This is a genomic window from Vibrio sp. HENC-03 (assembly GCF_000305755.2).
Taxonomy (GTDB): Bacteria; Pseudomonadota; Gammaproteobacteria; order Enterobacterales; family Vibrionaceae; genus Vibrio; species Vibrio owensii.
Genome location: NZ_JH976134.1, coordinates 68,241 through 90,067, shown reverse-complemented (window position 1 = coordinate 90,067; position 21,827 = coordinate 68,241). Strand labels below are relative to the sequence as shown.

General features: G+C 45.9%; 22 protein-coding genes. 7 read left to right on the top strand and 15 right to left on the bottom strand.

Annotated features, from left to right (window positions below; genetic code table 11):
* Window positions 1-223: 223 nt before the first annotated feature.
* Window positions 224-1,204, top strand: a complete 981-nt coding sequence (acuI, locus tag VCHENC03_RS00030) for an acrylyl-CoA reductase (NADPH) (RefSeq protein ID WP_009708064.1) — start codon at window positions 224-226, stop codon at window positions 1,202-1,204.
* 73 nt (window positions 1,205-1,277) lie between these two features.
* Here acuI and VCHENC03_RS00035 read toward each other — a convergent pair whose 3' ends face one another.
* Both VCHENC03_RS00035 and VCHENC03_RS00040 read right to left on the bottom strand, forming a co-directional pair.
* A complete protein-coding gene (locus VCHENC03_RS00035; protein WP_009708063.1) occupies window positions 1,278-2,219 on the bottom strand; it encodes a LysR family transcriptional regulator in 942 nt (313 codons plus the stop codon).
* 167 nt (window positions 2,220-2,386) lie between these two features.
* On the bottom strand, window positions 2,387-2,569 hold the full coding sequence (locus tag VCHENC03_RS00040) for a hypothetical protein (protein WP_009708062.1): 183 nt from the start codon (window positions 2,567-2,569) through the stop codon (window positions 2,387-2,389).
* 132 nt (window positions 2,570-2,701) lie between these two features.
* Here VCHENC03_RS00040 and tusA point away from each other — a divergent pair, with 132 nt between their 5' ends.
* Complete coding sequence (tusA, locus tag VCHENC03_RS00045) at window positions 2,702-2,950, top strand: sulfurtransferase TusA (RefSeq protein WP_005426051.1); 249 nt, start codon at window positions 2,702-2,704, stop codon at window positions 2,948-2,950.
* 44 nt (window positions 2,951-2,994) lie between these two features.
* On the opposite strand, the gene VCHENC03_RS00050 is transcribed toward tusA, so the two are convergent.
* Window positions 2,995-3,255: a hypothetical protein gene (locus VCHENC03_RS00050; RefSeq protein ID WP_009708061.1), complete on the bottom strand. Its 261-nt coding sequence runs from the start codon at window positions 3,253-3,255 to the stop codon at window positions 2,995-2,997.
* A 160-nt stretch (window positions 3,256-3,415) separates the two neighbouring features.
* Entirely contained in the window at window positions 3,416-3,970 is a 555-nt protein-coding gene (locus tag VCHENC03_RS00055) for a TMEM165/GDT1 family protein (protein WP_009708060.1), read from the bottom strand.
* 486 nt (window positions 3,971-4,456) lie between these two features.
* On the opposite strand from VCHENC03_RS00055, the gene glyQ reads away from it, so the two are divergent.
* From glyQ to VCHENC03_RS00080, 5 genes are all read left to right on the top strand, one after another.
* Entirely contained in the window at window positions 4,457-5,374 is a 918-nt protein-coding gene (glyQ, locus tag VCHENC03_RS00060) for a glycine--tRNA ligase subunit alpha (protein ID WP_005426058.1), read from the top strand.
* A gap of 13 nt (window positions 5,375-5,387) precedes the next feature.
* Window positions 5,388-7,454, top strand: a complete 2,067-nt coding sequence (gene glyS / locus VCHENC03_RS00065) for a glycine--tRNA ligase subunit beta (RefSeq protein WP_009708059.1) — start codon at window positions 5,388-5,390, stop codon at window positions 7,452-7,454.
* Window positions 7,455-7,671: 217 nt separating this feature from the next.
* Window positions 7,672-9,756, top strand: a complete 2,085-nt coding sequence (locus tag VCHENC03_RS00070) for an alpha-amylase (RefSeq protein WP_009708058.1) — start codon at window positions 7,672-7,674, stop codon at window positions 9,754-9,756.
* A 117-nt stretch (window positions 9,757-9,873) separates the two neighbouring features.
* Entirely contained in the window at window positions 9,874-10,554 is a 681-nt protein-coding gene (locus tag VCHENC03_RS00075) for a response regulator transcription factor (RefSeq protein ID WP_009708057.1), read from the top strand.
* Between the two features lie 3 nt (window positions 10,555-10,557).
* Window positions 10,558-11,937 (top strand): ATP-binding protein, encoded by a 1,380-nt coding sequence (locus tag VCHENC03_RS00080; RefSeq protein ID WP_009708056.1) that lies wholly within the window; start codon window positions 10,558-10,560, stop codon window positions 11,935-11,937.
* Here VCHENC03_RS00080 and VCHENC03_RS00085 read toward each other — a convergent pair.
* The 11 genes from VCHENC03_RS00085 to VCHENC03_RS00135 are packed head-to-tail and all read right to left on the bottom strand — an operon-like array spanning window position 11,934 to window position 21,826.
* Window positions 11,934-12,569 carry an OmpA family protein gene (locus VCHENC03_RS00085; protein ID WP_009708055.1) on the bottom strand — a complete coding sequence of 212 codons (636 nt, stop codon included), beginning with the start codon at window positions 12,567-12,569 and terminating at the stop codon, window positions 11,934-11,936. The genes VCHENC03_RS00080 and VCHENC03_RS00085 overlap by 4 nt on opposite strands.
* An 11-nt stretch (window positions 12,570-12,580) precedes the next feature.
* Window positions 12,581-13,906: a pilus assembly protein TadG-related protein gene (locus VCHENC03_RS00090; RefSeq protein WP_032803176.1), complete on the bottom strand. Its 1,326-nt coding sequence runs from the start codon at window positions 13,904-13,906 to the stop codon at window positions 12,581-12,583.
* Between the two features lies 1 nt (window position 13,907).
* Window positions 13,908-14,477 (bottom strand): tight adherence pilus pseudopilin TadF, encoded by a 570-nt coding sequence (gene tadF / locus VCHENC03_RS00095; protein WP_032803175.1) that lies wholly within the window; start codon window positions 14,475-14,477, stop codon window positions 13,908-13,910.
* A complete protein-coding gene (locus tag VCHENC03_RS00100; RefSeq protein ID WP_009708052.1) occupies window positions 14,452-14,937 on the bottom strand; it encodes a TadE/TadG family type IV pilus assembly protein in 486 nt (161 codons plus the stop codon). The genes tadF and VCHENC03_RS00100 overlap by 26 nt, the downstream gene beginning before the upstream one ends.
* Window positions 14,927-15,691 (bottom strand): tetratricopeptide repeat protein, encoded by a 765-nt coding sequence (locus VCHENC03_RS00105; protein ID WP_009708051.1) that lies wholly within the window; start codon window positions 15,689-15,691, stop codon window positions 14,927-14,929. Before VCHENC03_RS00105 ends, VCHENC03_RS00100 begins: the two co-directional genes overlap by 11 nt.
* The gene (locus tag VCHENC03_RS00110) at window positions 15,684-16,571 is read right to left on the bottom strand and encodes a type II secretion system F family protein (protein WP_009708050.1); all 888 of its coding nucleotides are present in this window, start codon (window positions 16,569-16,571) and stop codon (window positions 15,684-15,686) included. The genes VCHENC03_RS00105 and VCHENC03_RS00110 overlap by 8 nt, the downstream gene beginning before the upstream one ends.
* Entirely contained in the window at window positions 16,571-17,488 is a 918-nt protein-coding gene (locus VCHENC03_RS00115) for a type II secretion system F family protein (RefSeq protein ID WP_009708049.1), read from the bottom strand. Before VCHENC03_RS00115 ends, VCHENC03_RS00110 begins: the two co-directional genes overlap by 1 nt.
* Window positions 17,489-17,491: 3 nt before the next feature.
* Window positions 17,492-18,775 (bottom strand): CpaF family protein, encoded by a 1,284-nt coding sequence (locus VCHENC03_RS00120; protein WP_009708048.1) that lies wholly within the window; start codon window positions 18,773-18,775, stop codon window positions 17,492-17,494.
* Between the two features lie 13 nt (window positions 18,776-18,788).
* Window positions 18,789-20,012 carry an AAA family ATPase gene (locus VCHENC03_RS00125; protein ID WP_009708047.1) on the bottom strand — a complete coding sequence of 408 codons (1,224 nt, stop codon included), beginning with the start codon at window positions 20,010-20,012 and terminating at the stop codon, window positions 18,789-18,791.
* A gap of 18 nt (window positions 20,013-20,030) precedes the next feature.
* Window positions 20,031-20,501 carry a hypothetical protein gene (locus VCHENC03_RS00130; RefSeq protein WP_009708046.1) on the bottom strand — a complete coding sequence of 157 codons (471 nt, stop codon included), beginning with the start codon at window positions 20,499-20,501 and terminating at the stop codon, window positions 20,031-20,033.
* Window positions 20,498-21,826 carry a type II and III secretion system protein family protein gene (locus tag VCHENC03_RS00135; RefSeq protein ID WP_009708045.1) on the bottom strand — a complete coding sequence of 443 codons (1,329 nt, stop codon included), beginning with the start codon at window positions 21,824-21,826 and terminating at the stop codon, window positions 20,498-20,500. The genes VCHENC03_RS00130 and VCHENC03_RS00135 overlap by 4 nt, the downstream gene beginning before the upstream one ends.
* Between the last annotated feature and the right edge of the window lies 1 nt (window position 21,827).

Here is a 21,827-nt window from a genome sequence, read left to right as displayed (position 1 = left end):
CACGAGCAAATGAACCAATACTGAAAATTTTAGTATTACACTTAAGGGCGGCATTTGATGTCGCCCTTTGTTTTACGCCAAACATCGCTCACATGCACAAAAAGCATACATTAAATGCTCAAGTTTCATTTTATTCATAGACAAAGAAGACATACACTTAGCAGCAGTTGATATCTTGCTGCATGTGACCCAGAGTCACGCTACCGCACAATCGGAGAACCTTATGTTTAATGCTCTAGTTCTAAATCAAGAAGACAAACGTACTATCGCTAGCATCGAGCAAATCGATGAAACACAACTGCCTGAAGGCGACGTTCTGATTGACGTTGATTACTCATCGTTGAACTACAAAGACGGCCTTGCAATTACAGGTAAAGGTAAAATCATCCGTAACTTCCCGATGGTGCCGGGTATTGACCTAGCAGGTACGGTAGTAAGCTCAGAAGACGACCGCTACCAAGCAGGCGACAAAGTTGTTCTTACTGGTTGGGGTGTAGGTGAAAACCATTGGGGCGGTATGTCTCAGCGTGCTCGTCTAAAAGCGGATTGGCTAGTTCCACTACCAAAAGGTCTAGACAGCAAGAAAGCAATGATGGTGGGTACTGCAGGCTTCACTGGCATGCTATGTGTTCAAGCACTGCTTGATGCAGGCATCAAACCTGAAAACGGTGAAATCCTAGTAACTGGCGCAAGTGGCGGTGTAGGCTCAGTAGCAGTAACGCTTCTAGCGCAGCTTGGCTACAAAGTTGCTGCAGTGACAGGTCGCGTAGAGAAAAACGGCCCACTACTAGAAAAACTTGGTGCTAGCCGCATCATCGACCGCGTTGAATTTGAAGAGCCAGCACGTCCGCTTGAAAAGCAAGTATGGGCAGGTGCGGTTGATACTGTGGGCAGCAAAGTGCTAGCAAAAGTATTGGCGCAAATGGATTACAACAGTGCAGTTGCAGCTTGTGGTCTTGCAGGTGGCTTCGATCTACCAACCACAGTGATGCCGTTCATCCTGCGTAACGTTCGTCTACAAGGTGTGGATTCTGTTTCATGCCCATTTGAAAAACGTACTGCAGCATGGGAAAAATTGGTTGAGTTACTACCAGACAGCTACTTCGAACAAGCTTGCACTGAGGTAGAACTAGCGGAAGCACCAAAATACGCTGAAGACATCACAAACGGCCAAGTAACGGGTCGCGTGGTTATCAAGCTATAAGCGTTAACCCTTCAATAGAATAAACGAAGCCGGGTCATTGCCCGGCTTTTTGCCATTTCGATTATTGGAAAAATCAGTCCAACCCCATATCTTCGATGCGCTTGGCAATAAGACGACTACACTCTTCACGAACCACTGCACGCAACCATTCTTGAGCGGGAGAGTGCTCGCAACGTGCGTGCCAAATCATCGAATATTCAAACGGCGTGAATTGGAATGGTAATGGCTTCACCACTAAGTCATAGCGATCAGCAACCAAGTACGCTAAATCGGCCGGTACGGTAATGATAATTGGCAGAGTATCGACAATCGCCAGCGCCGCTTCCAAGTGATAAGCGCGCAATACCATCTGACGTTGCGGCTTCTCCACCAGCGCTTGCTCAATCAGCGCCTTAACCCCATCACTGATGGCAATCATGGCATGCGGATGACTGAGGTAATCATCCAGACTCATCTCTTTATCGGCTAATGGATGTTGCTTGGAGAGCATACATAGCACACCGACTCGCCCTAACACTTCACTGCGTAGTGGCTCCACAGGACCTGTAGGGCGGCAAATCGCTAAGTCCGCGCCTTCATATGTTAATTGATCAGATAAGCGGTCGTGTTGCAATGGCAAGAAGTTAAACGACACGTTCGGTGCTTCTTGATAAATACGCGGCAACGCGAAAGGCAGAATGGTTTGCATCGCGTAGTCAGTCGTGGCGATATTAAACGTCTGATCGCAACTACGTGGATCAAACTCACGTGGAGAAAGCAATTGGCGCAGTGACTCCAAAGGCTCACCCAAAGAGCGATCAATTTCCAACGCTTTTTGAGTTGGGATCAAGTGCTGACCTTGACGCGTAAACAGCGGATCACCAAGCAGATCGCGTAAACGCCCTAGCACACGACTCATTGCCGACTGGCTTAAATTGAGACGCGTTGCTGCTTTACTGACACTGCTCTCTTCGATCAACACACGTAATGCGACCAATAAGTTCAGATCTCGACGATAGATGTCTTCTAATTCCACGATTTGCCACTTACCATGTAGGGGATTTAGGTAAATTGTACTCTTCAGGCAAAAAAAATCCCGCCTTTCAGCGGGGAAGCCCAAGAAAAATGGGGATAGTGTCGGAATGAAGTGTCGTTAAACTTGGTGAGCGGTATATCAATAGGTTCCGATTACAGCAAGAAGCGCTAATTTTCTTGCTCAGATGCACCTGACCATTTGTGCATCTCAATCCAAATCCCAATAATCGTTGCACTCATGCCTACAAGAGGCAGCAATGAGGTTTCAGCTGGTGTTCTGAGTACTAATGCGCAGAACGAGATGAAACACAAAACCGAATAGATGGTTAGTCTGTCTAACGCTGTTAACATCGTGTCTCCTTACCAGTTGTTACCAAATTGTTAATTTAAGGTAAATCAAAAAATTCGGTTTGCCAAGTGGTTATTGAATATTTTTTCAACGAAAGTAAAATTCACCGCTCAGTTAGTTACGAGAATCACATTATGAGTTTTAATCCTGAACTGGCGACCAAGACATTAGAGGCGGAAGGATTACGCTGCCCAGAGCCAGTGATGATGGTCAGGAAGACAATTCGAAACATGCAAGATGGTGAGGTGTTGCTGGTTAAAGCGGACGACCCATCCACTACTCGAGATATCCCGAGCTTCTGCCGATTTATGGATCACCAGTTGATTGCGGCACAAACGGAGCAGCTTCCATACCAGTACCTAATTAAGAAAGGTTTGGAATAATCTCAGCAAGATCAAAAACGGCAGCCCAAAAGGCTGCCGTTTGTTTATTCATCGTATTCTAGTGTGCGAACTTCAGATTGTAGCTTGTTTAATTGTTTCCGCATTGCACGCATTTCCTCATGCATCGGAATGATATGAGCCACTCGAATCCATGCTTCTACCGTTAAACCGGTAAGAATGAAGGACCCTGCCACAATCGGCAGCCACATATCAGTCAGCACCATTGCTAGTAAGCAAAGTGCCAAACCAAAGGTGAATAAATAACTCTGACTCTTTGGGGTCATCCCCATGTAACGTGTAAGCATACCTTTGCCCTCTCGCTATCATTCACACCATTAAATTACCATGACAAGTATGACACTAATATGTCATCCGTCACGGTCTTGAACGATTTTGAGTCAGAGTTTGAAGTTGTATATTACTTCTCTAGTTATTGATAATTCACACCATTTTACGTGCAACAAATCAGAACATTGCCGCTCCGATAGCTAGCGCAATAAACAAGAATGCGGTCACCTTACGAATCAACCCTAAAGGCATCTTATCGGCCGACAATTTACCAATAAGGACAACAGGTACATTCGCCAGCAACATACCGATCGTGGTGCCAAGAATCACCCAACTCAATGCATCTGCGTATTGCGCACCCAAGATAGAAGTCGCAATCTGAGTCTTATCGCCAATCTCCGCAACGAAGAAAGCAATAAAGCTGGCAATGAATGGACCCCGGTTGGAGATCTGCTCGTCGTCATCCAGTTTATCTGGGATCAACACCCAAGCCGCCATGGCGACAAAACTGACCACCAGCACCCATTTGAGAACTTCAGGCGAAAGATAATCGGCCACCACCACACCTAACCATGCAGCCAAAGCGTGGTTGGCAATGGTTGCCAAAAAGATTGCTGCAATAATAGGGATTGGTTTGCGGTAACGACTGGCAAGTAATAGAGATAGCAATTGGGTCTTATCGCCAATTTCTGCTAACGCTACAGTAGTAATTGAAATAGCTAAAACGCTCACGACATGCTCATTGGGGCGGGATAATTATTTTTAACCTAAGACAAATCTCACGCCCCACCCCGGTTCATGATGATTTGTCTAAGGTCTTGCTAAACTCATCGGGCTGATGAGTCTCGAACGCCATGGTGATTTTGCACCAATTATGTTGACGAACGAACTGGATGAAACAGACATTTCACCGAGTAAGCTACTCCCCAAAGACAGGCGCAATTCTAGCCATGTTTCCTCATCACCTCAAGAGTGAAAGCCAGTGAAAACTCCCTTTTAGGAAAAATTCAGCAGATAAAGCGGTAAAAATCCATTAAAGGAGAAAATTGCCCACGAATTAATCAAGATTAGCTCTACTCCCATGCTCAATATCTGGGTATACTTGATTGTTAATTTATTCAACCGTAATTACTTTGAATCGCCATTGTTGGGGCAAGAAAACCCAACAAAAAAAGAGACGAATTCACGAGTAATAAGAGAATCGCGCGAACCTGACTTATGCAAAAATACGATATCAAAACCTTCCAGGGAATGATCCTCGCGCTGCAGGATTATTGGGCTCAAAATGGTTGTACCATTGTTCAACCACTAGATATGGAAGTTGGTGCGGGTACCTCTCACCCAATGACCTGTCTACGAGCACTTGGCCCAGAGCCAATGTCTACAGCTTACGTACAACCTTCACGTCGTCCTACTGATGGCCGTTACGGTGAAAACCCTAACCGTCTTCAGCACTACTACCAATTCCAAGTAGCGCTAAAACCATCGCCAGACAATATCCAAGAGTTGTACCTAGGTTCTCTAGAGGTTCTTGGTGTCGACCCACTTGTTCACGACATTCGTTTCGTAGAAGACAACTGGGAAAACCCAACACTAGGCGCATGGGGTCTAGGCTGGGAAGTTTGGCTAAACGGCATGGAAGTGACTCAGTTTACTTACTTCCAGCAAGTTGGTGGCCTTGAGTGTAAGCCAGTAACTGGTGAGATCACTTACGGTATCGAACGTCTAGCAATGTACATCCAAGAAGTAGATTCAGTTTACGATCTTACTTGGAACATCGCACCAGATGGCAGCAAAGTGACTTACGGTGATATCTTCCACCAAAACGAAGTAGAGCAATCGACTTACAACTTTGAACATGCTGACGTTGAATTCCTATTCAGCTTCTTTGAGCAATGTGAAAAAGAGTGTAAAGAGCTGCTTGAGCTTGAAAAGCCACTGCCACTACCAGCTTACGAGCGCATCCTTAAAGCAGGTCACGCATTCAACTTACTAGACGCACGTAAAGCGATCTCAGTAACTGAACGCCAACGTTACATCCTACGCATCCGCAACCTGACTAAAGCAGTTGCAGAAGCATACTACGCATCGCGTGAAGCTCTAGGCTTCCCAATGTGTAAGAAAGAACAAGCGTAAGGGGTAGAGTAACATGGCAAAAGAATTTCTAATCGAGCTAGGTACAGAAGAGCTACCACCAACGCAACTTCGCACTCTAGCTGAAGCATTCGCAGCAAACTTCGAAGCAGAACTAAAAGGCGCTGAGCTTGCTCACGAAGGCGTGAAATGGTTCGCGGCACCTCGTCGTCTTGCACTTAAAGTGGCAGCACTAGCAGACAGCCAGTCTGACAAAGTTGTTGAGAAGCGTGGTCCTGCGGTTTCTGCAGCGTTTGACGCGGAAGGCAACCCAACAAAAGCGGCTCAAGGCTGGGCACGCGGTTGTGGCATCACGGTTGACCAAGCAGAGCGCATGGTTACAGACAAAGGTGAATGGCTACTGTTCAAACAAGAAGTGAAAGGTCAGCCAACGTCTGAGATCGTAGTTGAACTTGCAGCGAAAGCACTAGCAAACCTACCTATCGCAAAACCAATGCGCTGGGGTAACAAAACGACTCAATTTATCCGTCCAGTTAAGACGCTAACCATGCTAATGGGCAGCGACCTAATCGAAGGCGAGATCCTTGGTGTCGCTTCAGACCGCACTATCCGTGGTCACCGCTTCATGGGTGAGCAAGAGTTCACTATCGATTCTGCTGAGCAATACCCTGCGATTCTAGAAGAGCGCGGTAAAGTAATGGCAGATTACGAAGCGCGTAAAGCAATCATCCTAGCTGACGCACAAAAAGCGGCAGCAGCGGTTGGCGGTATCGCTGATCTAGAAGATGACCTAGTAGAAGAAGTAACGTCTCTGGTTGAATGGCCAGTAGTACTAACAGCGAAGTTTGAAGAAGAGTTCCTAAAAGTGCCTTCTGAAGCGTTGGTTTACACCATGAAAGGTGACCAAAAATACTTCCCTGTCTACGACGAAAACAAGAAGCTACTACCTAACTTCATCTTCGTATCGAACATCGAATCAAAAGAACCTCGTTACGTAATCGAAGGTAACGAGAAAGTGGTTCGTCCTCGTCTTGCGGACGCAGAATTCTTTTTCAACACAGACCGTAAGCGTCCGCTTATCGACCGTCTGCCAGAACTAGAGCAAGCGATCTTCCAAAAGCAACTGGGTACGATCAAAGACAAAACAGACCGCATCACAGAGCTTGCTGGCTACATTGCTGAGCAAATCGGTGCTGACGTTGAGAAATCAAAGCGTGCTGGTCTACTAGCAAAATGTGACCTAATGACCTCAATGGTATTCGAATTCACGGATACTCAAGGTGTTATGGGTATGCACTACGCTCGCCACGACGGTGAAGCAGAAGAAGTTGCAGTAGCACTGAACGAGCAATACATGCCTCGTTTCGCAGGTGATGAACTGCCATCAAACGGCGTTTCAACTGCAGTTGCAATGGCAGACAAGCTAGACACTATCGTAGGTATCTTCGGTATTGGTCAAGCGCCTAAAGGTAGCGACCCATTCGCACTACGCCGCGCATCTCTAGGTGTACTACGTATCATCGTTGAATACGGCTACAACCTAGATCTTGTTGACCTAGTAGCGAAAGCGAAGGCACTGTTTGGCGACCGCCTAACCAACGACAACGTTGAACAAGACGTTATCGAGTTCATGCTTGGTCGTTTCCGTGCTTGGTACCAAGACGAAGGCTTCAGTGTAGACATCATTCAAGCAGTTCTAGCTCGTCGTCCGACTAAACCAGCAGACTTCGACCAACGAGTTAAAGCGGTTTCTCACTTCCGTGAACTAGAAGCAGCAGAGTCTCTAGCAGCAGCGAACAAACGTGTAGGTAACATCCTAGCGAAATTCGACGGCGAACTAGCAGCAGACATCGACCTAGCACTTCTACAAGAAGACGCAGAGAAAGCACTAGCAGAGAGCGTTGAAGTAATGACAGAAGCGCTAGAGCCAGCATTTGCAACAGGTAACTACCAAGAAGCCCTAAGCAAACTAGCTGACCTACGTGAACCAGTTGACGCGTTCTTTGATAACGTAATGGTAATGGCAGACGACGAAGCACTCAAGAAGAACCGTCTGACACTACTGAACAACCTGCGTAACCTGTTCCTACAGATCGCAGACATTTCTTTGCTTCAAAAGTAATTCATTACTCTTCGAAGTGATTAAGAAATAACTAAAAGGGAAGCAGATGCTTCCCTTTTTTGTTGCCTTCAAACCGATGAAGGTGACGCTTATTATTCATTTTGTGAACAAGACTAAAATTTGTAGGGTGAGACGCGTTTAACTTGTTGGTGTAGAGCTCGGATTGTAGAGGCACAGTTTTGCTATAACTGGACTGTTTATTCGGGGGAAGGACACAATGAAAAAAACAATTCTCGCACTCTCTATCGGTCTACTGAGCGCCTGCAGCCAGATTCCAGAAAATGCCATCGTATTAAGCGTTGGTGATGACACCGCTGTTTTTGAGGAAAACTCACAAGGCTTACTTGTCGCCGAGCAAAAACTCGAAAAAGGCAGTTATAGCTTTACCATTGCTGACAGCAAGCAAAGCTGTGGCAGTAGCTTTGCCCTAGCAGAAGAAGATCGCATCAAGTTCAATCGTCCATTAAAAATGGATAACTGCGCCACTGATGCACAAATGCCGCTGCGCATCTTCAAAGCCAATACCTATCAATTTACGCTTAATCCAACCACCAATGAGCTGACGGTAAAAATCAAACCAAAACAGAGTCAGGACATCACCTACTCTTGCCCTGTCGCAACTGACGCGCCAAAAACCATCAATGTTGCTCAAACCTTTAATAATGGCACTGTCGTTCGCGATGCCTTAACCGGACAAGAAGCCACAGTCGCCAATGGCAGCGTCACCATGCAGCCGGGTCCTATGAGCCAAGGTCTATTGCTGCTAGAAGAAGTTGAACAGCAAGCCGATAAACCATTCAGTTGGGATAACGCGACGGTGTACTTCGTCATGACCGACCGCTTCTACAACGGTAACCCAGACAACGACAACAGCTACGGTCGCAGCAAAGACGGAAAATATGAGATTGGCACCTTCCACGGTGGTGACTTGGCGGGTCTGACGAAAAAACTCGATTACATCGAATCACTTGGTGTGAATGCTATCTGGATAACCTCGCCACTGGAACAAATCCACGGCTGGGTTGGCGGCGGCGATAAAGGCGACTTTAAGCACTACGGCTACCACGGCTACTACCACCAAGATTGGACCAAGCTTGATGCCAACATGGGTACCGAAGATGAACTCAGAACCTTCGTCGATACCGCCCACAAGAAAGGCATCCGCGTGATTTGGGATGTGGTCATGAACCACACAGGTTATGCGACATTAGCAGACATGCAGGAATTCGGATTTGGTCAGCTTTACCTTGATGACCAAGAAGCCAAAGAAGTCCTTGGTGAAAAATGGACCGACTGGCGGCCAAAATCAGGACAAAGCTGGCACAGCTTCAACGACTACATCAAATACGGTGATAGCGAAGCGTGGGATAAATGGTGGGGCAAAGACTGGATTCGCACCGACATTGGCGACTACGATGCTCCGGGCTACAACGACATCACCATGTCTTTGAACTACCTACCGGATCTAAAAACCGAATCGACTCAGAAAACCGGACTACCAAACTTCTTCCGCAATAAAGACACCAATGCGCAAGATGAGCTGCAAACCCCACGTGAACATCTGATTACGTGGTTATCCGATTGGGTGCGCGACTATGGCATTGATGGCTTCCGCGTTGACACAGCCAAACACGTTGAAATGGAAGCGTGGGCAGAGCTGAAAGCCAGCACCACTCAGGCGCTTGCTCAGTGGAAGCAAAACAACCCGGACAAAGCCTTGGATGACCTACCTTTCTGGATGACAGGTGAAGTGTGGGCACACAGCGTAGTGAAGAGCCCGTATTTCGATAACGGCTTCGATTCCATCATCAACTTCGAGTTCCAATCTGACGTAGCACCAAAAGCGCTGAAGTGTTTCGCTCAACTTGATAATGATTACCGCCGCTATGCAGAACGCATCAATACCGATCCTGAGTTCAACGTGTTGAGCTACTTGTCTTCACACGATACACAGCTGTTCTGGTCAGCTCGCAGCCGCAGCTTTGATGACCAAGCACGTGCAGCGAATGCACTGATGCTGGCTCCGGGTGCAGTACAGATCTATTACGGTGATGAGATAGCTCGTGATTTTGGCATTACTGGTTCAGATGCTCACCAAGGCACACGCTCAGATATGCCATGGGATAAGATTCATGGCGAACGTGAAGATCTACTGCAACATTGGCAAAAGTTGGGTGAATTCCGTAAACGCCACCCAGCAGTTGCTCAAGGTAAGCACATCACTCGCAACCAAGAAGGTTACTACGCATTCGAACGCCAATACCAAGACGATAAGGTGCTGATTGTTTACACCGGTGAGTAACTTGCTCAGCAACAAGAATATGGTGAATTAACAAGGTTTAAAGGGAAGCATGGCTTCCCTTTTTTTTGTTGAATGCTAAGGTTAATCCAATTATGAAATCCATTGATTAGGTTGTTCATGTTAGTCGTACTGGTCGAAGACAACGAAATTCTCAATCACCATTTAGCTTCACAGCTCAAAGATCGCGGTCATACCGTTTATGCCGATAAAACCGCATCCGCTTGCCTGCAAACCATTCAAAAACACCCCAATGCGGATGCCATGATCATTGACCTTGGCTTACCTGATTTTGATGGTATCACCTTAATAAAGCAGATCCGCCGCAAAGAGATTAATGTACCAATCTTAATATTGACCGCTCGCGGAGATTGGCAAGATAAAGTGGAAGGTCTGAACTCTGGTGCAGATGACTACCTCACCAAACCGTTTCAGTTTGAAGAATTAATGGCTCGCTTAGAAGCGCTTGTCCGTCGTTATCAAGGCTTCTCCACCAGCACCATAAATGCAGGTGAAGTAACGTTAGATACTCAGGCGAAAAGCATAAGCTACGCAGACAACGTACTGGATCTCACCGCGTTGGAATATCAAATCTTTGAGTATCTTATCCGTCATCGCCAAAAAGTGATTTCTAAAGAACAGATTGCTGACTCACTCTACGATGCCGGAGAGAGCGTACAACTGAACAATATCGAAGTGATCATCTCACGTTTACGCAAAAAGCTTGCTGTGCATACTGACAACAAAATAATTAGTACTATTCGTGGCCAAGGCTATCGCTTTGAGCTAGAGGCAAAGTAGCCAATGAGAAGGTTGTATCGAACTCGCTTTCGTCGAAACATTTTTGCTGGTGCCATTTTGCTGGTTCTAAGCTCATTGTTAGTATCGAGTTGGTTCTACTACAATTACAAAAAGCATCAATTGATCGAGCGATACTCCGCTGAAATCCTATTTGATGTACCTCCCACCATAAATAAGATCGTTTCTTCGAACATTTTCCCCCCACTTTCTGAGTGGGAGCGAGTTTACACTGAGCGCAAAACCACAACGCAAGTCATCATGTGTGATGAAAACAACCTGCAACTGTGGACATCGATTAATATTGAGAAGCGCAATAAACACCTCAAATCCATGGGGATTACTCCACCCAAAATCGATAACTTCTGCGAGGATATGAACTATCCAATAAACTCGATTCAGCTCGTTGAGAAACCCAGTGGTGCAGCCTTCGTTGTGCACACGATTAAACTTCACAAAACTGAGTACAATCCAAATGGTCGGCTTATTTTCACCAAGCGGGTAGAAGATGAAGTAGCCCCACTCAAACAATTAAAATACCACGTCGCTTTCGGATTGCTTGGTGCTTTCATCATACTAAGCGGACTCATTATTCTTATCTACAAAGCCAGCTTTGCACCAATATCTCGTCTAGAGAAGGAGCTTGAAAGCATCAAGCATGGCAAACAAGAAAGGCTCGAACGGGATTATCCTGAAGATCTGACTTCAATTACTCAAGCTCTCAATGAATTGATGTTCCAGCAAAAAGAAAACGAGCAGCGCTATCGCCGAGCATTAAACGATCTCGCACATAGTTTGAAAACACGAGTCGCAGTATCCCAAGCCTTATTGGATGATATTGAAGAAGGCAAAATTCATGATATCAACCAACAGTTATTAGAGATGGATGATGTGATTCAAGGCCAACTTAAGCGTGCATCATTGGGTGTGAAAGGGATTGTAGAGAATGCCACTCCAATCAAACCTATCCTCAATAGCTTGCTGCTAATGTTTGATAAAGTCCACATGGATAAAGGTATTCGCGTCGAACAGTTTATCAATAATGATCAGACTCTGCCGATGAGTAAAGCGGATGTGATGGAAGTGTTTGGTAACGTATTGGAGAACGCGTATCGCTATGCTAATAAGCGTATCGATGTGTTCATCAACAATACCGAAGAAGGCATTATTATTACGTTTAACAACGATGGTCCCACCGTGGACGAGTCGATAAGCGACACTTTATTTAAACGCGGTGTGCGGGCTGATGAGCAAAACCCAGGAACAGGATTAGGTTTGGCATTGTGTGATGAGATTGTACATAGCTACAAAGGCGCTATTTGGTTTGAAACACCAACTGACCCATCCATGGGTGCAAGCTTAAAAGTGCTTTTGCCTTACCGTTAACCTTGCGTTGGCAAGTTAATATCAACACGGCGATTTAACTCGCGCCCGTGAGTGTTTGCATTACTGCTCACAGGGTGCGTTTCGCCATCAGAGCGTGAAGTGGACACCACTTCATCATACCCTTCAAGATATTTAGCCACAGAGTTCGCACGCTTTAAGCCGAGCGTTAGGTTATACCCATTACTGCCCTTCGCATCCGTATTACCAACCACCAACAATGAAGATTGAGGTCGCTGTTTCAGTTGCTGATTCAACTGAGTGAGAATGAACTTCGATTGAGCATTTAAACTCGCTTTATCAAACTCAAACAGCACTCGGGCAGCAAGTTCTCCTTGTTTTTGCTCTGTTAGTTGTGCTCGACTCAATAGATAAGTAGCACAGGATTTGTCAATACCAGCCTGTTCCAACTGAGACAGTAACATGGGTTCAAGAGCACTCTGTTCACCATTAACGGTAATCTGCATAAACGGACCTTGATGGTATTTCACTTCCGTTTGATGCCCGAGAGACATCGATTCTTGATACTGATTCTGCCCTTGCTGGCAATAGTAATACAGCGCTTGATTAGTGTTATCTTGTGCGAATGATGGCATAGATAAGCTCACGGCTAATGCCAGAATTAACTTGTTCATTGTATTGCTCTCTACAAGGTTAGGTGACCGACTTCTTCGGTGATCAGCGATAAGATTTGATTTAATATGTCGTCGGTATTTTCTGCTTTGTAGACGTTATCCACCCCGACACAATTACGTAAGCCAACATTGGCATCCAGCTCATAATCAAAACCAATAACCGACATACTGGCCGTCATTTGCTCGCCATCTGGCGTCTTCATTCCTTGGCTAACGCCATTCACGACATTGATGGAGTCACTGGTATTATCAGCCGTCACTTTGCCACCATTAATCATATTGAGGATGTTGGTACACATACCTTTTTCAACAAGCTTTGGTGTTTGTTCAGCATAATGATTCCAATCTTCACCATCGGATAGAATAATAATTAGCTGCTTTGGCCTTTTTGCTAACTGAGTAACAATCTGCCCAGCTCTGATGATTCCCTGTAGCGAAGCAGTACCGCCGTTGGCCTTAAAGCCTCTAACGTCCTTTACAAATCCATCAAACTTATCTGTATAGAAAATGTCATAAAATTCAGCCTCGTCGTCCCCATTAGGTACTCGTTTAGCTGCTCCTTTGACTTTAAACTGTTGTTCTATCGTTTTGTTAAAGTTAACCACGTCATCCTTATCGTACTCACCCATTTTGGTAGTGATGCGCTGATCTCGAATAATCAGTTTGTTGTTATTGCCAGCATTGATCGTTCGACGGTTGTACCCTGTAATTGCAACTCTATGTGTCTGTTCTGGGTTTAAAGCATTGTATTGTGCTAACTCGTCGGTCACTTTTTCGATGATATCTTTCAGATCTTCAATTTTACTTTTCTTTCCCCCACTCCAATGGTCATTCATTGAACCAGAGAAATCGACAATAAAGGTAATATCGACAGGCTGACCTTGATAACGTCGTGCTTTCGAGCTTCCAGTAACATCGAACGTTTCACCAAAACCAACAATCACACCTTGTCCAGGAAACCAAGATTCATGGCGAGTTTGCCCAGCAACACGATACTCAAAATAACGCGCTTGCCCTTTTGATAACCCAGCTTGGCAGTCAGGCATGTCTTCACACGACAAACGCTGCACGTTTAGGTTCTCAATATCCTCAACGTCATACACATAGTGCTCAATATAGTTCTGTGCCAACGTATGATTTTCTGAATCTTCCGCAGAAACCGCTAGCACCGCAGCTTCTGCTGCTTCTTCTAAGCGGGCTTTGGTCTGCAATGCTCTCGCCCCATCGGAGCCCAGCATGAAAACACCAAACAGGATGGGAATGATCATGGCGAATAACATGCCGACATGACCGCTTTGTTTTTCCAAACTAGAGTGTCTTTGAATACTATGTGGCATGTTACCTCCCGATCACGACAGCATCAGATTCAACTCGAGTGAACTCAACACCCAACAATCTGCCAATCCAATTATCGGTTTCATAGCAAACCGACACACGGTACAGCGGCATTTGACGACCTCGATTACTCACCACAGACAATGAACGCAACGAACTGATGCTTTCCCCGACATGGCAATCTATCGCGCCACGTTTTTCGCTAATCACTGGATTGGGCTTATCCACAGCGGCGAAGCTTAACTCTTCAACTTGTAAGCCATACTGACTGGTTTGAAAGTTACCGAACGTACGCTCTAATGAATGACGAATAATGGTATCGACATCGTCAGCTTCTTCTTTTGAAAGCTCATAATCCGCACCATAGAGCTGGGTACGCTCTTTCACCACATTCACTAACGAATAAGTCAATCGGTCCAACTTACCTTTCACTGATAGCTTAATAATCACATCACCACTAAACGCCAACAGTAAGCTGAAGAAGATACCAACAATGGCAAACTCAATACTGAAAGTGCCACGTTGCTTGCTCCGCCCTCGACAGTTATTAAATTGCAAATTGTGAGCGTTCATATTCTTGTACCACCACCATTTCTCGGCTCATCGTGCTTTGTAGGCCCAAGAAGTAACTGAAGATTGGTTGAAAGTTGTAATCGATGTGATACACAGCCAAGGCCGCATTCTCTGCATCACCACATTCTCTACTGGCTTGTTCCGGTGCTAACTCGCATTGCTCGGTATAAGCAGTGAGAGATTCGATGTTATCGAGGTATTGGATAGAAACGCGAAAGCGCTCCACATCCACCGCGGTATTCCAAATACTGCCCTCTCGATTCAGCACGGCTTGCACGGTTTGCATGTAGTCGTCATTACGTTTTTTAGCGGTGCGTGAGATCTCTGAAATGGTCAGATCGTTGATGGCTGAAATGTAAGACATATAGCTCATTTCTACCCACGCCATGCACATCAGCCAAAAAGCGAAGAACCCAATGGCAAATTCAATACTGGCAACACCACGTTGCTTAGCTTTCACGGCTCACCTCAGTTAAAGCGCGTTTTTTCTGCTTCGCTTTTAATGGGTCATAACCGCGTAAAGCACGATAAATATTGTCGATCTGGTGGTTACTGTATTTCTCACTCAATACTTGTTTAACAAACTCATACTGACCTTCTTTGGCCATACTCAACGTCAGGTTGGCCATCACTTGCTCATCCGCTTGACCGTTTTTATAAAGAGGCAGGAGACGCTGAATCGCCTGTTTGTATTGCCCCTCTGCAATATCAAGTACCGCAAGGTTGTTGTTGACCGTTACTCCATCAAAGAAGTGTTCGCGTGAACGTTCAAAATAGCGACGAGCCAAGTCATATTGGTAGTTATAACCGTAGTAAGTACCAAGCAAGTTTTCTGCTTCTGCATTGGTCTCTTCAAGCGTGAGTGCCGCCTTTGCACTGTTGATCGCAGCAGGATATTGCGCCAATTCACCATAGGCTTGCGCCTGGATTAGCAAGGTATCGACGCTCGCTGCGGATTTATTGGTTAATGGCTTGATATAAAACAGCGCTGATTCGGCATCACCAAGTGAGAGATAGCTTTGCGCTAGCTTCTCACGCACCTGCGCATCATCGCTTTGTTGAAGCTGTTGTTTATACAAGGTCACTAATTGAGCATGATTGTTGGTTTTCTGGTAAATAGCTTCTTTGGAGTCTTGTTGTTGCCACGCTTGCTGGGTAGAACTGCACGCTGTGAGCATGGCTGGTAACAAACAAATCAGAATTTTTTTAAACATGGGACATCATCCTCATCACCCCTGGAGCGGTGATTACAAAAACAAGTGGAATCAAGATAAAGACAATCAATGGGATCGACATCTTGGCCGCCAACTTCCCTATTTGCTCTTCAAGCTCCAACATCTGCACTTCACGGATATCTCCGGACAATGTCGTCAACATGGTGTAGATGGATGAGCCGTGCTGCATGCTCTGGGTTAGTGTCAGCATAAAACTGCGCATCTCAGACGATGGCACTTGCTGATACAGTTCTAGTAACGCACGCTCCATGCCCACAATGCGGGCACGCTGGTTGGTGTTATCCAATAACTTACCCAACTCAGGGTTAAAACTTTGAATCTCTATCGCCAAGTATTTCAACGACGCTTCAATCGACATGCCGGTCTGAACACATATCGCCATGAGATCGATTAAATAAGGTAAACTGCGGCTGATACGTCGTTGGCGATTGGTCTTACGAACTTCAAGCCATATATCAGGCAATAGAATCACAGCCATAGCCCAAGCAGCAGCCAGAGCAACCCAATAGTTGGTTGCGATATCTAACGTGAAGACCAACACGGCAATCAACAACTCCCCAAGCAGCAAAGCCGCATACTTCAATGGCGCGAACCAAGCGGCAGCATTGGGGTTATCAATCCCAGCGAGGTGTAAGCGCTGTGACAAACTCGCATCTCGCTTCTCTACTAAGTTCGATAACGGAGATAGGATCGACTCTAATCGTGACTCTTCTTGTTGATCACCTTTGTGTTGGCGAACGATTCTCGCTACTCGGCGTTGATAGCCGAAGTGGTTTAGCATCCAGTAAATGAGCAGAAGTACACCGAAACTGACACCAACGAGAGAGAAAAACAGCCAAAACGTCGTTTGAGTCATCATTACTTCACTCTCTTCATTAGTGCCCAAATGATCGCCATACCAATCGCTTCGCTGATCACTAAGTAATAAAGCAGCGGACGACCTTCAGGGTTAAACATCACGAACTCAAAGTTCTCTGGACTTAAAAACTGCAAAATAAACAGAAAGAAAAATGGCGTCGCCGAAACAATTTTTGCTGAAATTCGCGCTTCTGACGTCAAAGCAAATTTCTTTCGCTCGACGGCTCGAGCTTCAAACATCTGGCGATTCAAACGCGTCATGATTTCTTTCAACTGACCACCGCGCTGCATATTGGCTCGCAGCGTAATCACGAAGAAATGGAAGTTCGGGTTTGGGAAACGCAGACAAGACTTGCGGAACACTTCATCGATTGACTCCCCCATTTTTAGACGCTCACCCATTAACTTGAACTCACGTCCGACTTCACCCTCGAGATTGTCACCCACGTACATGATGCCGCGGCCAATGCTCTCTCCCGCACTGATGGCGCTTGCCAACATATTCAATGCATCCGGAAAGGTTTCATCAAACTGCTTTTGCTCGCGCTTTTGTAGCCATTGATAACCAAACCACCAGCAATATGGCACCGCAAAGGGCAATAACTCATAAACCGCAAAGCGAGTGAATGTGCTATTCACTACTAAAGCCAGCACCATGACCAGCATGGTATAGAGCATTATTTTAAGCAGAGCAAAGCGGCCCAATTGGCGCTTTAGGTTATCCCAGCGTGTTTTCAAACCTTGGCGTAAGCTTCTGTCTGACAAACTGGCAAAGTTCACCGCTTGACGAGTCAGCGTTGTTTCTACACGGTTACGCTGTTGGTATTGAGTTAGATAACTATCAAGGCGCTTATTCTTTTCACCCATCAAGGCAACAATAATCAACGCAACACCACCGATTAAAATGAACCAATACATGGCTTACCCCACAGCTTCGATAGCGCTGATGGTGTCAGCAAGATCTTTGTCCACTCCGTAGAAACGTGCTTTTTCAAACAAAACTGAACGACTCATGACACCCGTCGTTTCATAACGGCCGGTAATTTTGCCTTCGTAATGATGCGGATCAGATTGGAAGCAAAATAGCTCTTCAAGCACAACGTTTTGTCCTTCCATACCAATTACTTCCGTAATACTCATCACTTTACGAGAGCCATCGTGAAGTCGATTGACCTGTATAATGAGATCCACTGCACTTACCAAAGAGCGGCGTATCGCCTCTAGTGGCAGATTATTGGTTGCCATCATGACCATGGACTCCACTCGGGCAAGGGCGTCACGTGGGCTGTTAGCATGCAACGTCGACATGGAACCATCATGGCCAGTGTTCATCGCTTGCAACATTTCAAACGCTTCAGCACCACGGCACTCACCAACAATGATGCGGTCTGGGCGCATACGCAGCGAGTTAATCATCAGATCGCGTGAATTCACTTCACCAGAACCTTCGATGCCTGCTGTTCGAGTTTCCATACGAACCACATGAGGTTGAAGCAATCGCAGCTCAGCAGTATCCTCAATCGTTACCACTCGCTCACCTTGTGAGATGTATTGCGATAAAGCATTTAACAACGTTGTTTTGCCCGACCCTGTACCACCGGCGACAAGAATGTTCAGGCGACAACGCGCAGCCAATTGCAGCAACTTCGCCATCTCAGGACTCAATGCGCCAAATTCAACTAAGTCAGCAAAACCAATGCTTTCCTGCCGAAACTTACGAATCGATATTGCAGTACCATCAATGGCAATTGGCGGCAGGACGATATTCACACGACTGCCATCTTCTAAGCGCGCATCACACGTAGGTGACGATTCATCAACACGACGACCAACACGACTAGCAATACGTTTCGCGATATCTGCGAGTTGCTTTTCATCGAGAAAATGCACATCCGCTTGTTGTACTAAACCAAAGCGCTCGACATACACTTGCTGGTGGCCATTGATCATGATGTCGGTAATGGTGTCGTCATCCATCAGGACCTGAAGCGGTCCCAAACCTACTAACTCATGAATCATGCTCACGACATATTCGCTTCTCGCCAGAGAAGAAACTGATAGCTGGTCGCGACTAACCAACATATCTACCGCATTACTTAACTGACGTTCTAGGTCACTTTTCGATAAGCTTTCTAGTACTGATGCATCCAAAGCATTAAAAATTTGGTCACGCAGATGGATGTAGGTTTGTTTAGAATGTTGCATTCCCTACTCCTTTTTAGCGACTAAACAGTTCTTGTACCCAAGAACGTTTTTGTTGTGGCTTGTCACCCACCAGCAATGCGACTAAATCACTCAAGCCTTGCTGCATTTCTGATTTGGTATCAATCAGTTGATGACCTTGAAGTAGGTAATGGTTCGCTTTGTGGTCAAACTCTATTTTGCAATCGGCTTTGCGACCAAAATACTTGCTGACATCAGACATACTGATTGAGGCCGCATTGTCTGGACGCGATTGATTCATCACGGTAAGAAGCGGCAGCTCTGGATAGCGCGTTTCTAGCTCAGACACTACGCGGTTTAATTCTCGTAGCGACGACACCGTGGCATCAAACACCACCACTAACGTATCAATCTCAGCCACTGCACGATCGAACTCTTCATTTGTGGTGACGGTATGTGAATAGTCTTCAATCACAAATGAATGGTTCTTAACCACTTGCTCTTTGAGCGCTTGGGTATATTCATGCAGCTCAGCACGCGTAAACGCATCCGACTCCAAACCTAAAATCGCAAGGTTTCGTTCCAGACGTTGCACTAAGCTAGTGGCGAAATCACCATCAATGCTCGATACCAAAGTACCTTTGCGTACACTGCGTTTACTGAATTTCTGCAAACCTAAAAGCACATCGATATTACTGCCGGTGTAGGTGTGATCTACCAACAAGGTAGGCGTTTTATGATGACGCCCCAATGAACGCGCCACTTCACTGGCGATCAAAGACGTTCCAACACCACCTTTCACACCAAGAAACGCCACTTGCTTTGCTTTTCGATTCGAAGCCACACCACTTTGCTGCTGACGGTTACGACGCACACCATGGTAAAACTCCATGATTTCTTTGTCGGTCGCTGGCCAAAATAGGTAATAAAAACCAAGCTGTTTTAATGCACGAATCGTTGAGATCGCATCTTCGCTGCCAACGACCACAACCGACACATGTGTAGGCAGTTGATGGGCAATGTTTTTTGCATCTTCAACCACGCTTTGGCTTTTATTCAGCTCAACAATCACCACTTCCACACTTGAGTGCGTATGCAATTCTGGGTAGTTTTTTTCTTGGTTGTTCACCGTAATTGGCTCGACTAAGCCTTCAAAGCGAAACGCCTTATGAACTAAGTCTTTGCACGCAGCGGTTTGATACAAGAACGCACACTTATTTTCTTTTTGTTGAGTGTGATTTGGCGTGCTCTTACTCAACTTATCCACTAAATCAAACATGATGAGTGTTCCTCAATATCAAAGCGCATTCTGCGGATTAACCATCGACTGCCAACGGCTGCCATCGGTATAACAACCTAGGTGACCCAAACCGTAATCACCGATAACCTCTTGGTGGCATACCTCAAGCTGAGCTTGAAGCTGAATCACCGATACTTGTACATCAAAGCGATGAGACTCCGGGCGATGTTCGAGCACTAACTGTTCGGCCGCCACGCCTAGTTGCAACAGTGCGATGCGGTACTGCTGCGCCAACTTTTTACCTTGAGCGTTGTAGCTGGTGATCTGCCATTTACTGCCCGCTTGATTCGGATACTTACGAACAAACTGAGTGAGCTTATTCATGGCGTAAGTTTGATTCTGGCTTTGTACCGCAAAGCTAAATTCAGTTGGCTTGAGTGAAATGCTGGTCCCGCGAGGCTCAACAATATGGTCTGCGCAGCCGGATAGTGCTGTAATCGCAAATAGCGCTAACATCCAGTTTTTCATTGACGGAAACCTCCCGCGTTAAGAACCTCACCAGCCCATTGGTCTTGAGCTTTGTCATAACTACCATCAAGTGCAAAAAAGCGTCGTAACGTACCGGTTTTTTCCATGGTTGGTAGCTGGATTTGATTGGCTTTCACTGGTTTCACCAAGTTGACGGTTGCCACAATAATCAGCTCGGTTTTGTTGCGTTCTGTTCCTGTGTGACGAAACAGCGCCCCTAAAACAGGAATGTCACCAATAAAAGGAATTCGTGTCAGTGATTCGCGCTCTTCACTATTAAGCAGGCCACCCAAAACAAAGCTTTGACCGTCACCTAATTCAACGGTGGTTTGTGCACGACGAGTTTTGAAAGCCGGTAAATCAAACACTTCACTGGTGTAGGTGTTATCTAAAGAGCTAACCTCTGGTGACAATGCTAATTTGATTTTGTCATCACGCAGTACTTTCGCCATCAGGTCTAATCGCACGCCGAACTCCTTGTAATCGACATCACTGGCACCGTCGACCACCGTTACTACTGGCATTTCACCACCAACTAAGAAGCTTGCTTGCTCTCCAGAAATCACCGACAGATTTGGCTCTGCCAACACTTGGCCTACCTTGTCAGAACCGACAGCTGAGATAACAGAAACAATGTCATCGGCACTAAAGCTAGTTAACTGATCGACAAAGATGCCAACATCACCACCAGAGCCCATCTTGATACCAAAATCTTGAATAAAGCTGTGGGAGACTTCTGCAATGGTCAACTTGACGTTAACTTGCTTCGTCGCGGTGACTTCAATGTTGTTCACCACACCTTGATAGGTAGGGCGAGACATAAAGTCCACTTGAAGGTCCTCAGTTGAGCTATCGAGTTCTGGCATTTCAAAATCATGGTTACTGGAAGACTTACCCAACAACTCACCCACCAAGGTGTAGATGTTGTCGCGTTCATTGTCAGAAGGCGCAATGCCACTCAATACAACATTGCTACCAATACCGTTAACTTGAACATCAGAGTATGGATACTGCACTTGAATTTGCTGCTCAATATTGCGGTAGCTTTTGCTGACAATCAGGGTTTGATTAATAAGCTCTGAACCATCACGGTCAAACACGATGAACGACGCTTCACCTTCTGATTTACCCAGTAACACCACCTTGTGAGCATCGATAACTTGGTAGTCCGCCACTTTTTGGTTAGAAACAAACACCGAATCAACCTCAGCTTTGAACGATAAGGTTCTCGCGCCACCAGCCGAAAGCGTCGTTATGCCCTGAGCCTGTAAAGCCGTGGAAACAAGCATTAAGCAATAGATGCTAAATCGAGTTATGGTTTTCATC